At 66.9% G+C, this 12,439-nt stretch carries 12 protein-coding genes; 7 read left to right on the forward strand and 5 right to left on the reverse strand.

All coding sequences use genetic code 11. The features are described 5' to 3' along the window. Nucleotides 1-39: 39 nt before the first annotated feature. Entirely contained in the window at nucleotides 40-384 is a 345-nt protein-coding gene (locus CUJ89_RS30400) for a cupin domain-containing protein (protein ID WP_048249140.1), read from the reverse strand. Between the two features lie 198 nt (nucleotides 385-582). Here CUJ89_RS30400 and CUJ89_RS30405 point away from each other — a divergent pair, with 198 nt between their 5' ends. The 7 genes from CUJ89_RS30405 (at nucleotide 583) to CUJ89_RS30435 (ending at nucleotide 9,727) form a co-directional block, all read left to right on the forward strand. Next, nucleotides 583-1,476 (forward strand): helix-turn-helix transcriptional regulator, encoded by an 894-nt coding sequence (locus CUJ89_RS30405; protein ID WP_114180957.1) that lies wholly within the window; start codon nucleotides 583-585, stop codon nucleotides 1,474-1,476. Between the two features lie 158 nt (nucleotides 1,477-1,634). Further along, nucleotides 1,635-2,585 carry an agmatinase gene (gene speB / locus CUJ89_RS30410; RefSeq protein ID WP_114180958.1) on the forward strand — a complete coding sequence of 317 codons (951 nt, stop codon included), beginning with the start codon at nucleotides 1,635-1,637 and terminating at the stop codon, nucleotides 2,583-2,585. Between the two features lie 22 nt (nucleotides 2,586-2,607). Beyond that, a complete protein-coding gene (locus CUJ89_RS30415; RefSeq protein WP_114180959.1) occupies nucleotides 2,608-4,089 on the forward strand; it encodes an aldehyde dehydrogenase family protein in 1,482 nt (493 codons plus the stop codon). Between the two features lie 409 nt (nucleotides 4,090-4,498). Continuing rightward, on the forward strand, nucleotides 4,499-6,139 hold the full coding sequence (locus CUJ89_RS30420; RefSeq protein WP_114180960.1) for a methyl-accepting chemotaxis protein: 1,641 nt from the start codon (nucleotides 4,499-4,501) through the stop codon (nucleotides 6,137-6,139). Between the two features lie 182 nt (nucleotides 6,140-6,321). Continuing rightward, complete coding sequence (motA, locus tag CUJ89_RS30425; RefSeq protein ID WP_114180961.1) at nucleotides 6,322-7,191, forward strand: flagellar motor stator protein MotA; 870 nt, start codon at nucleotides 6,322-6,324, stop codon at nucleotides 7,189-7,191. A 10-nt stretch (nucleotides 7,192-7,201) separates the two neighbouring features. Then, on the forward strand, nucleotides 7,202-8,155 hold the full coding sequence (motB, locus tag CUJ89_RS30430; protein ID WP_114180962.1) for a flagellar motor protein MotB: 954 nt from the start codon (nucleotides 7,202-7,204) through the stop codon (nucleotides 8,153-8,155). A gap of 225 nt (nucleotides 8,156-8,380) precedes the next feature. Continuing rightward, entirely contained in the window at nucleotides 8,381-9,727 is a 1,347-nt protein-coding gene (locus CUJ89_RS30435) for a DUF2325 domain-containing protein (RefSeq protein WP_114180963.1), read from the forward strand. A 24-nt stretch (nucleotides 9,728-9,751) separates the two neighbouring features. Here CUJ89_RS30435 and CUJ89_RS30440 read toward each other — a convergent pair whose 3' ends face one another. The 4 genes from CUJ89_RS30440 to CUJ89_RS30455 form a co-directional block, all read right to left on the reverse strand. Then, nucleotides 9,752-10,075 carry a winged helix-turn-helix domain-containing protein gene (locus CUJ89_RS30440; RefSeq protein ID WP_114180964.1) on the reverse strand — a complete coding sequence of 108 codons (324 nt, stop codon included), beginning with the start codon at nucleotides 10,073-10,075 and terminating at the stop codon, nucleotides 9,752-9,754. A 119-nt stretch (nucleotides 10,076-10,194) separates the two neighbouring features. Further along, the gene (locus CUJ89_RS30445) at nucleotides 10,195-10,686 is read right to left on the reverse strand and encodes a molybdopterin-dependent oxidoreductase (RefSeq protein WP_114180965.1); all 492 of its coding nucleotides are present in this window, start codon (nucleotides 10,684-10,686) and stop codon (nucleotides 10,195-10,197) included. Between the two features lie 142 nt (nucleotides 10,687-10,828). Further along, nucleotides 10,829-11,596, reverse strand: coding sequence for a DeoR/GlpR family DNA-binding transcription regulator (locus tag CUJ89_RS30450; RefSeq protein WP_114180966.1), 768 nt, complete (start codon nucleotides 11,594-11,596; stop codon nucleotides 10,829-10,831). A gap of 43 nt (nucleotides 11,597-11,639) precedes the next feature. Continuing rightward, nucleotides 11,640-12,320 (reverse strand): MgtC/SapB family protein, encoded by a 681-nt coding sequence (locus CUJ89_RS30455; RefSeq protein ID WP_114180967.1) that lies wholly within the window; start codon nucleotides 12,318-12,320, stop codon nucleotides 11,640-11,642. Nucleotides 12,321-12,439: the final 119 nt, after the last annotated feature.

Raw genomic sequence — 12,439 nt, forward strand, 5'->3', positions numbered from 1 at the left:
GTCACACGGACGACGACGCCACGGCGGCGGTTTCTGACATCACGACTTCTCGAGCAGCACGTAGAACTTCTTCGCGTCCTCGATCGTCTCCCAGCGGCCCGCGAAGCCGGCCGGCAGCAGGTAGCCCTGGCCCGGCGTGAATTCCTTGCGGTTGCCTTCGACGTCGGTCAGTGCGATCCGGCCCTCGACGAGCCACACCGCTTCGTCGGCCGCGGTTTCCGGAAACTCCACCGAGCCGACCTTGCCTTCCCACCAGCCGATGATGTAGTTGCCGCTCTTGCCTTCTGCCGCGCGCCAGTCGCTTTCGTCCATCCCGAAGTCGAGCTTCGTGAATTCGCCCACGCCTGCGCCCAGCGGCAGGATGTCCTTGATCAGTTTGGTCATCGGAATCTTTCGTCTCTTGATTGAAAAAAGCAGAGACAAAGTTACTCATTTACACGGCCCCGGTATGCCCCCCTTCAGGGGGGACAAGCGGTGTTTTGCGGGGGCGCTAAAGTCGCAAGGACACCTGCCGGTGTTTCCCCCTAATGACGCTCTTCGTTGCAACCGCTACAATCCCGCCGCTTCTCACCGGGGAACCGCATGCTGCTCAACGTGAACCCCTTCCACCGCGACAACGACCGTTTCAACGTGTCGTTCAAGGCGCTGGGCGAGCTGATCGAGACGGTCGGCACGCCGCATTTCGTGCCGCGCCTCACGCAACTGCTGAACGACGTGGTGCCGCTCGACGTCGCACACGTCGAACGCTCGCGCGTCGACGGCACGATGCCCACCGGCTATCGATGCGAATGGATCGGCAGCAGCGGCATCGGCCCCGCGACGTCGGACATCTCGGATGTGATGACGCTCTACTACGAGCGCTTTCTCGACAGCGACCCGCTGTTCGCGGGGCTGCGCGGCAAGACGGGCACGATGCTCGTCGTGCGCGACATCGCGGCGATCCCGCCTGGCGAATTCCGCCAGCGGCTGTTCGACGACGTGCATATCGGCCACGAATGCGTGCTCGCGCGCGGCACGCGCTACTCGCAGCACTCGATCGCGCTGGAGCGCGGCCGCGACCGGCCACCGTTCACGCTCGCCGAGATGAACCGCTTCCGCAGCATCAGCGACGTGCTGTTCCCGCTGCTCGAGCTGCACGCGTCGACCACCGCCGTGCGGCGCGTCGCGCACCCGACGCCCGAAGTCCATCCGCTCGCACAGTTCGACGCGCGGATCGTGGCCGACGGCGTGAAGCTGTCGAAGCGCGAATACGAAACCTGCAAGCACCTGATCTCCGGCAAGACCGTGCCCGAGACCGCCGACATCCTCGGCGTGCGTGTCGCGTCGGCCGAGTCGTACGTGAAGCGCGCGTTCACGAAGCTCGGCGTGCGCACCAAGCGCGAGCTTGCCGCATGGGGATCGGCCGCGACGGCGTTCCCTTCCGCCGGATCGCACGACGGCGCGCTGCGGCCCGGTCAGCCTGCGGTCTCCGGCTGACCTCACCGCGCCGCCGCCTTCGGTAGCGCCGCTTCGATGCCGCGGCGCTACTCGCATCGAGACCCGTCGATGTAAACGTTGCGACTTCAAAATCTTCGCGCTGGCGTTCTCCTCTACCATCGGCCGATCGCTTTACCTCAGACAAAGGAGACGGCCCCATGCCCCGCGAACTGAACCAGCCGATGGGCGGCAACGAGATGCCGCGCTTTGGCGGCATCGCCACGATGATGCGCCTGCCGCAGGCCGACACGACCGACGGCCTCGACGCGTGTTTCGTCGGCGTGCCGCTCGATCTCGGCACGTCGAACCGCTCGGGTTCGCGCTTCGGCCCGCGCCAGATTCGCACCGAATCCGTGCTGCTGCGCCCGTACAACATGGCCACGCGCGCCGCGCCGTTCGATTCGCTGCAAGTGGCCGACATCGGCGACGTCGCCACCAACCCGTACGACCTGAAGGACTCGGTGCGCCGCATCGAGGAAGCGTACGACGAGATCGTCGCGAACGGCTGCCGGCCGATCACGCTCGGCGGCGACCACACGATCGCGTGGCCGATCCTGCGCGCGCTGCATAAAAAATACGGCAAGGTCGCCGTCGTGCACGTCGACGCGCACGCAGACGTGAACGACACGATGTTCGGCGAGAAGATCGCGCACGGCACGCCATTCCGCCGCGCGGTGGAAGACGGCCTGCTGCAATGCGACAAGGTCACGCAGATCGGCCTGCGCGGCACCGGCTACCACGCGGACGATTTCGACTGGTGCCGCCAGCAGGGCTTTACCGTCGTGCAGGCGGAAGCATGCTGGAACCAGTCGCTCGCGCCGCTGATGGCGCAGGTGCGCGAACGCGTCGGCGACACGCCCGTGTATCTCAGCTTCGACATCGACGGCCTCGATCCGTCGTTCGCGCCCGGCACCGGCACGCCGGAAATCGGCGGCCTCACCGTGCAGCAGGGCCTCGAGATCGTGCGCGGGATGAAGGGCTTGAACATCGTCGGCGCGGACCTCGTCGAAGTGTCGCCGCCGTACGACCCGACCGGCACCACCGCGCTCACGGGCGCGAACCTCGCGTTCGAGATGCTCTGCGTGATGCCGGGCGTCGCCTACCGCTAACCCGACCGACAGGATGACCCTCATGTCCACCGCCGAGCTTTCCCGTTCCACCGCCACGTTCGTGCTGCCTGCGGCGCGCATCGCCGGCCAGCCCGTGCGCACGCATTCCGATGCGGCCGGCGCACCGATCTTCAACGCGTCGACCGGCGCCGCGATCGGCTGGCAGGAATTCGCGACGGCCGCGCACGTCGATGCCGCGGCGCGCGCCGCGCGCGATGCCTTCGCCGGCTGGCGCGACACGCCGCCCGCCGAGCGCGGCCGCATTCTCGCGAAGATCGCCGAGCGCGTCGAAGCCGAACGCGACCGCCTCGCGGCGCTGCAGATGCAGGTGAGCGGCAAGCCGCCGTTCGAGGCCGAGGCCGACGTCGGCGATGTCGCCGCGACGTTCGCTTACTACGCGAAGCTGTGCGAAGACCCGGCGCTGTTCGCGGCCGAACCGGTCGCGCTGCCGAGCGATGCCGTCACGGCCGAACGCTTCTACGACGCAGTCGGTGTCGCCGCGCTGGTCATGCCGTGGAACTTCCCGATGGTCACGACCGCGTGGAAGCTCGCGCCCGCGCTCGCAGCCGGCTGCGCGGTCGTGCTCAAGCCGTCCGAGCTCACGTCGCCGACCGAACATGCGTTGCTCGACATCGTCGCCGAGGCCGGCGTACCGGCCGGCGTCGTCAACGTCGTGAACGGCGGCGCCGACATCGGCGCGGCGCTGACCGCGCATCCGCTGATCGACAAGATCTCGTTTACCGGCAGCACGGCGGCCGGCCGCAAGGTCATGCAGGCCGCGGCCGAGGACATGAAGCGCGTGACGCTCGAACTCGGCGGCAAGTCGTCGCTGATCGTGCGCGAGGACGCCGATCTCGACATCGCGGTGTCGCTCGCGGTCGCGGGCGCGTTCACGAATGCAGGCCAGATGTGCTCGGCCACCGCGCGCATCCTCGTACACGACAGCGTGTACCGCAGCTTCATGGCCGCGTTCGAGACGGCCGTGCGCGCACTCGTCGTCGCGCCGCCTGCCGCGGAACAGGTGGCGATGGGGCCATTGATCTCGGCCGCGCATCAGGCGCGCGTCGAAGCGATGCTCAAGCGCGGCATCGTTGCGGGTGCACGCGTCGCGTTCAGCGGCCGTGTCGCAGACGCCGGCGCAGAAGGCTTCTTCATGGCGCCCGTCGTGATCGCCGAACCGGCCGCCGACAACCCGCTGTGGACCGACGAAGTATTCGGCCCCGTCGCGTGCGTGAAATCGTTCCGCACCGACGACGAGGCGATCGCGCTCGCCAACGACACGCGCTACGGGCTCGTCGCGACCGTCGTGACGCGCGATGCGGGCATCGCGCAGCAGTTCAAGAAGCGCGTGCGCGCGGGGCTCGTGTGGATCAATGCGCCGCAGCTCATCTACCCGCACGTGTGCTGGGGCGGCTTCGGGCTCAGCGGGATCGGCCGCGAGCTCGGCGTCGCGGGGCTGCGCAGCTATCAGGAGCTGCGCCACGCGATGCGCGCGATCGACTGACCCGTGCGGCCGTTCAGGCCGTTGGCGGCGTCATGGCAGGTGCCGTGACGCCGCGTTACGAAAAGTCGCGAGATGCCGACGCGCTTTCTTGATCCCGATCAAGGAACCCACTGGGCCCGCCGAAGCAGGCTCCACGTGTCCGGCCTTCCGTCCAGGCACGCGCTCCTTTGTGGAGAAGGCTCGGCGATCGATCCCCTCATTGAAACCCGCCGCATCCCGCCCGTCCCGGGCGCGACACAACGGCGACCGCGGGTTTCACATGACCCAACTTCCGCCCGCACCGGCCGATAACCTGAGCAGGAGCCTCCGGTCTCCTGGACAATCCGCCGGCCGCCGCCCGATCGTCCTTTCAATGGCGCTTCGCTCGGCAACCCTGCGCGATGTTCGTTCGCACGCTCGAGGGCTCGGGATGTACAAACTCGGTTTTTCACAGAAGCTGTGGCTGCCCATGATCGTCAGCCTGATCGCCTTGCTTGCGGTGTCGGTGTCGGCCGCGTGGCAGTCGCGCGAAACACGCATCGACGAGCGCAAGCGCGACCTCGAGAATGTCGCGCATATCGGGCTCGCCATCGTGACCGAGTATGCGGCGCAGGCGCAAAGCGGCTCGACCTCCGACGCGGACGCGCGCAAGCGGGCGCTCGACAGCCTGCGCGGTATCCGCTACGGCGAGGACGGCTACTTTCTCGTGGTCAACTCGAAGCCGCAGATGGTGATGCATCCGATCAAGCCCGCGCTCGAAGGCAAGAATCTCGCCGACAGCGTCGATGCGGACGGCCGCCGCCATTACGTGACGTTCGCGTCGGTCGCGCAGGCGCCGGACGGCGGCTTCGTCGACTACGTTTTCCCGCATCCCGGCGCGGCGTCGGCGCAGGCGGTCGGCAAGATCGGCTATGTGGTGCGCTATGCACCGTGGGACTGGATTATCGCGACCGGCGCCTATGTCGACGATATCGACGCCGCGTTCATGAAGTCGCTGTGGCTCATCGGTGCGATATTCGTCGCGGTGTCGGCGGTGCTCGTGGCGCTCGTCGTGGTGACAAACCGCAGCATCGTGCGCACGATCGGCGGCGATCCGGCCTACGTCGCCCACGTCGCGAACGCGATCGCATCGGGAGACCTGGCCGTCGAAATCCGCGCGCGTGCCGGCGAAACGTCGAGCCTGCTGCACGTCATGCAACGGATGCGCGGTGCACTGGCGCATACGATCCGCGAGATCAAGCATGCATCCGACAACGTGGCGGGCGGTGCGAACGAGATTGCGAGCGGCAACGCGGAGCTGTCATCGCGCACCGAAAGCCAGGCGACATCGCTGCAGGACACGACGTCGAGCATGGAACGAATGACCGCGATGGTCCGCCAGACCGCCGACAACGCGCACACGGCAAGCGACCTGGCGGCGAGCGCCGCGAATATCGCGGTGCGCGGCGGCGACATGGTCACGCAGGCGATCGCGGCGATGCGCGGCATCTCGAGCGAGTCGGGCCGGATGGTCGAGATCATCACGACGATCGAGGGCATCGCCTTCCAGACGAACATCCTCGCACTGAATGCGGCGGTCGAAGCGGCCCGCGCGGGCGAGCAGGGGCGCGGCTTCGCCGTCGTCGCGAGCGAGGTGCGCAGCCTCGCACAGCGTAGCGCGACCGCGGCGAAGGAAATCCGCGAGCTGATCGGCCATGCGGTTCAAAGCGTCGGCAGCGGCGCGGCCCTGATCGAGCAAACCGGTTCGACGATCGACGAAGCGCGCGACGCGATCATGCGCGTGACGGGCGTCGTGCAGGAAATCGCCGAGGCAGCGGCGGAACAAAGCGCGGGCATCGACCAAGTAAGCCTCGCCGTCACGCGTATGGATGGGATGACGCGGCAAAACACCGCACTGGTCGAGCAGGCGGCGGCCGCGGCACAGTCGCTGAAGGATCAGGCCGTGAGCCTGCAGCGCGCGGCGGCGGCGTTCCGGGTGAGCGACGCCGTCGATCGCGGTGCCGACGTGCCGGTCGTGCACGGCAGGCTCTCCGGAAACGTGGAACATGCGCGCTTGCAAACGGGCTACTGACGCGGCGATTCCCGGAATCACGGGTTCAGTTGTACAGAATAATTCCGTTATTGCATCAATACCCGCCAGTTGGTGCGGCACGCGACGCTCCGTTGCCGCTGCGGGAATGGAGCGGGGCCGAAGCTGTCCCGCTCGCCTTTCGATAATCTGACACAGCAGCGCAAGTCGCCAATGAGGTAATCATGTTTGTCGCAATCGGGTGGATCGTCGTGATCGGGTCAGTGATCGGCAGTTTTATCGGCGTCGGCGGCCATTTGCCGGCGTTACTGCAACCCTTCGAGCTGCTGTGCATTTTCGGCGCCGCGCTGGGGGCGTTCGTCGTCAGCAATCCGGTCACGACGCTGAAGAAGACGATCAAGAGCCTGCCGACCTGCTTCAAGGGCGGCGGCTATACGAAGCAGCAATATGTCGAGCTGATCGCACTCCTGTACGAACTGCTTCAGAAAGCCCGCAAGGACGGCCTGATGGCACTCGAGGCCGACGTCGATGCCCCCGAGCAGAGCCCGTTGTTCCAGAAATATTCGCACGTGCTCGAAGATCACCATCTGCTCGACTTCATCGTCGATTACCTGCGGATGATGTCCAGCGGCAGCGTGAATGTGCTGGAGATGCAGGACCTGATGGACGAAGAACTGCACACGCATCATGCGGAGGCATCGGTCGCCGCCAACGCGATCCAGAAGATGGCGGATGGCCTGCCGGCGTTCGGCATCGTCGCCGCGGTGATGGGTGTCGTGCATACGATGGGCTCGGTCGGCGCGCCGCCGGCCGTGCTCGGCAAGATGATCGCCGGCGCACTCGTCGGCACGTTCCTCGGCATCCTGCTCGCCTATGGCTTCGTCGGCCCGCTCGCGGATCTGCTCAATGCGAAGGGCCGCGCCGCGGCCAAGCCGTTTCAGTGCGTGAAGGCCGTGCTGCTCGCGTCGATGAGCGGTTATGTGCCGTCGGTCGCCGTGGAATTCGGCCGCAAGGTGCTGTTCACGGCTGATCGCCCGAGTTTCCAGGAGCTCGACGAGGCCGTCCGCGCGACCAGGTTGCCGAAGGCAGCGTAACGGAAACGCCATGGCCGACAGTCGCTCCAACCCGTCGAAACAGTCCGTATCGACGCCGCTCGTCGTCGTGCGCCGCAAGAAAGGCGATGACCACGACGCTCACCACGGCGGCGCCTGGAAAATCGCCTACGCCGATTTCGTCACGGCGATGATGGCGTTCTTCCTGTTGATGTGGCTGCTGGGCTCGGCCTCCAAATACGACAAGCAGGGCATCGAGGAATATTTCAACACGCCGCTGTCGGCCCTCCTGTCCGGCGGGAAAGATGCGGATGCGCCACGCCCGAGCGTCGTTCAAGGTGGCGGTCGCGACATGTCGGACCCGGCGCCGGCGATCGACAAGAAAAGCCCGTCGCCGGCCGACTCGCCCGCGGCGCTGGCCAGCGCGGTGGATACACAAAAGCTCGAACGCCTGAAGGCGAAACTGACCGCGGCGATCGCACAGAGTCCGTCGCTGCGGGCCTACAAGGACCAGATCCGGATCGCGATCACCCAAGAAGGCTTGCGCATCGAGATCGTCGATTCGCTCAAGCGTCCGATGTTCGCGTCGGGAAGTTCGGCGCTTGAAAGCTATGCGACCGCGATTCTCGCGCAGATCGGCACGGCCCTCGACGATGTCGAAAACCGCGTGTCGATCGCCGGGCACACCGACTCGACGCCCTACCCCGACGGCCCGACCGGCTATTCGAACTGGGAGCTCTCCAGCGATCGCGCGAACGCCGCGCGGCGCGCACTGGTGGCCGGCGGGTTGCGGGAAGAAAAGCTGCTGCAGGTGCGCGGACTCGCCGACGTGCTGCCGCTCGACAAGAACGTCGCGGACGAGCCGACCAATCGCCGCATCAGCATCCTCGTCATGAACAATGCCGCGGAGCAGGCGTTCTTTCGCGACGGTGGCCGCACGACCGTAGACGAGACACCCGGCGCCCGGGCCGCCGTCCTGCCGGTGGCGGTCACGCAGCCGCGCTAGGCGCGATCCGGCGGCAGTCCGGGCGGAGGCAGGCGGATGGATTGCCTCCGCAATCGAAACATCGGTCCGGCGCCGGCAACGCATCACGGCGTCATCGTCCCCATCATTTCCGCGAACCCCTGCGGGCCGGCCTGTCCACGACACGCGCCCGTTATATTCCGTGGTATATTTCGCGAATCTTTCGCGCATCCGTCTCCGGTCCGACCGTGCCGGATAGAGGTCAACATGCACGCTCCGCCCTTTCGCCTTGCCCGCACGGCGGACCTTCCGTCGTCCGGCGGCCATCCGTCCGCGGGAACCAGCGTGCGGATCGACGCATGCTGCGCGCCGTCCCGCGCGCAACAGGCCGAGCTGAAGCGCCGCACGCGCCTGTTCGAACTCGATTCGCACCTGCACTGCTCGATCATCGGCACCTGCCTGACCACGCACGAACTGCGCAAGCTCGTGCCGAAATTCACCGATCTCGACCGCCAGCATGCGACCGACCTGGAAATCCACCACGCGGCCGTCGAACTCGCGATCGAAGGCGCGGCCGGCGGCAAGGCGCTGCACAAGGCGCTCGACGAGCGCTATGCAGGCGCGATACGCGCGTTCGACAGCGCAAAGGATGCGGACGAACTCCTCGCGCGCTGGAAGGAAGCCCTCAAGAACGGCGACATTCCGCCCGCGTACTGGGCGCTGATGACGCATCCGCGCACGACGATGGGCGTGCGCCAGGTCGCATTCGGCGATCTGCACATGCTGTCGCACCTGGTCGGCGCGGCCAATCGCGCCGATATCCGGCGGCTGGTCGCGCTGGAGGAAGAGAATACGGCGCTGCACGCGAAGATCGAACGGCAGCAGGCGCGCCTGCACGAGATGAGCACGCAGCGCGACGCGGTGCAGCAGGAACTGAATGCGATCCACGCGCGCCAGAGCGCGCAGCCGCTGGCCGACGACGCCGCGTTGCGCGACGAAGTGCGCGAACTGCGCGAAGCGCTGGCCGCACGCGACGAACGGCTCGCGCTGCACACGAGCCGCCGCGAGGCGGCCGAACAGCGAATTGCCGCGGAACAGGCGAGCGCCCGCGCGATGCGCGCGCGGCTCGACGACCTGATGGCGATGGTGAAAACGCTTCGCGCCGAAGCAAGCGCGATCGAACAGGCGGTGCAGGCGTCGACAGACGATCCGGCCGAACCGGCAGTGGACACGCTGTCGATTCTTCAGCGCAAGCGCATTGTCTATGTCGGCGGGCGGCCCGGTTCGAACCGCGCGATCCGGCGGATCGTCGAGGCGTCGGGCGGCGACGTGACGATGCACGACGGCGGCATCGAGGATCGCAAGGGCCTGCTGGCCGCAGCGCTACCGGGTGCGCACCTGGTCGTGTTCCCGGTCGACTGCATCGACCACGATTCGATGAACCTGCTCAAGCGCATCTGCGAACGCCACCAGATCGCGTACTACCCGCTGCGGACCGCCAGCGTCGCCAGCTTCGTCGAACTGATCGGGCGGCTCGATGCGCAAGCGCGTGACGTCATGCCGCCGGATGCCTCCACGAGCGACACGCCGCGCTTTTGCCTGCGGCACGGCTAGGCAAGACCCGACCGAACGAATCCTTCAGCGGCGCACCATTTTCGTGAGCGCGGCGATCTCGTCCGCGCAAGCCGCGTACGCGCGTTCCTCGATCCCGCGATAGAGGCGGATGATTTCTTCGCCGACCGGCGTGAGCATGCTGCCGCCGCCACTCTGCCCGCCATGTTCGGAAACCGTGGCCGGCGATTTCAGCGAGCGGTTCAGCTCGTCCATCAGCAGCCATGCGCGCCGGTACGACATCTTCAGGCTGCGCGCCGCCGCCGAAATCGAGCCGTGCTCGCGCACGGCCTCGAGCAGCGCGACCTTGCCCGGACCGAGCGCGATCGTGTCGGCCTGCTGGATGCGCATCCTGAACCGCACCTCTGGCTTGGGGTGTGCCGAAGTCTTCATGTTGTCTGCCGTTTAAACGATGCGGGCAAGCATACACGATGGCCGACGCAGCCAACGCCGGCGGCATGCGCGCCGGCTCAGACCTCGAGCACGCGCGCGACGATGCCGGCCAGTCGCTTCACGTGACGCGGCGCGGGCAGCAGGTCGGCACCAGAGAACAGCAGCGGTGCGCCGTCGTCGATCGACAGCGGCGCATCGCCGCATTCGAACGCGACGATCACGCGCTCACCGACAGGCGTATTGAACAGTTCGTGCCACGAGAACGTGACCGCATAGCCGTCGTGCGCATGCGCGATGAACACCATGCGTTTGAAGTCGCCCGGCTCGTCGTTGCGCAGGCCGGCCGCATCGAGCAGATCCTTCAGCCGCGCGCCGCGATACGGCGCGACCGAGCGGATGAAGCGGTTCGTCGTGAAGCAGCGCAGGTCGAACGGATCGGCCGTCGCGCTCGCGTGCCGGCGCAGATCGTCGAGCGTCACCGTCATCGGCCGCACGAATGCGCCCGTCAGCGCGATCGAGCCTGCCGCCGCCTGATGCGCCGAAGGCGCCGCCGTTCCTGCCATCTCCATCGCCCGCCTCCGCAACGGCGCCGCCGGACGGCACGCCTTCGTTGTATCGGCGGATATATTACGCCGAAAAAAAGCCGGCAGGCAGAATACGCGCCGCATGGGCGGCATAACGGCAGCCGATCATGCCCCGCGCGTCCCGGCGCTATGCCAGCACGATGTTCTTGATGACCTTCCTGATGCGCTTGAAGCTGTCGACCGATTCCGCCTTCTGGTCCGTCACCAGCGTGCCGATCCGCGCCGGCTCGCAGAAGCCGATCCGGCTGTTCGTGCCGAGCTTGCTGAAATCGGCCAGGATCGCCACGTCCGCCGCGTTGCTCACCATCGCGCGCGCCACTTCGGTTTCCATCCGATCATAGTTCGTCGCGCCCCTGACGTGATCGACGCCGACTGGCGACAGCAACGCGAGGTCGGCACGATAGCGGAAGATTTCGGCGATCGTGCCGTCGCCGACCGTCGCGGCCGCGCGGCTGCCAATCATCCCGCCGAGCAGGATCGTTTCGTTCATCGCCTGCCCCGGGTCGCTCGAACGCATCTTCAGCGCGACATCGATCGAGTTCGTGACGATCGTGAGGCCCGACAGTTTCGACAGCTCCTCGGCCAGCAGCGTGGTGGTCGTGCCCGCATCGATGAACAGCGTCTGCGAGCCCGTGACCAGCCTGGCCGCCGCGCGGGCGATCGCCAGCTTCGCCTTGACGTGCGTCTGCGCGCGTTCGGCGATCGGCGCTTCGTCGCCCACCTGCACCGCGCCGCCGTGCACGCGCTTCAGCTCCCCCAACGCCTCGAGATCGACGAGATCGCGGCGCACGGTTTCCCGCGACACGTTCAGGTCGGCCATGATCCGGTCGGTGGAGACGCGCTGCATCTTCGATAACAGAAGCCGGATCCTCTGATATCGCTCTTCTTGCCACATGAAATGTCCTCGGAGTGAACGTCAATGTTATTCGAACGGCGATCTATGCAGCGCTCTCCTCCATCTTTTTGATGCCGACGAGGGTCTGCAGGGATTGACGGACGGCCTGGAACTCGGCGCTCGTCATCCGTGAAAAAACCACGTGGATACGGTCGTCGTCCGGCGCGGCGTCGTCCTGTTCGATGATGAACTGGACGATGCGCGCCTGATCGATGCCGGGCATCGCCTGCAGCGACGTCAGCTTCACGGCGCCGCGGCTCGCGAGGATGCGCACGCCCCAACGCTGCCGCGCGGCGAAGAAGCGTTTCTCGATCGGCTTCAGGCCGGCCAGGATCGCCAGCACGATCGCCGTCGCGGCGATCGCGGCCACGTACATGCCACCGCCGACGGCCAGCCCGACTGCGGCCACGACCCACAGGCTCGCCGCGGTCGTCAGGCCGCGGATGATCTCGCCGCGCAGCATGATCGACCCGGCGCCGAGAAAGCCGATGCCCGACACGACCTGCGCGGCGACCCGCGACGGGTCCAGCGACACGTTCTTCGCGTCCTGGATATCCGCGAAGCCGAACGCCGAGACGACCATCACGAGCGCGGCGCCCACGGCCACCAGCATGTGCGTGCGCAAGCCGGCCGCCCACGACAGGCGCTCGCGTTCGATACCGACGATGCTACCGAGCAACGCCGCCAGCAGCAGGCGGGCAATGATTTCCAGCTGACTGATCATTCGAGGTCTCCTTGTCTTGCCTATCCACGTGATGAAGCGCGGCCCGTGCGGACCGCCGCCCGATTTTTCCCGCCGTCGCCCGCCCACCGCATCCGGCGGCCGGCAAATTGTATTTTTGT

The sequence above is a fragment of the Burkholderia pyrrocinia genome (assembly GCF_003330765.1).
Taxonomy (GTDB): domain Bacteria; phylum Pseudomonadota; class Gammaproteobacteria; order Burkholderiales; family Burkholderiaceae; genus Burkholderia; species Burkholderia pyrrocinia_B.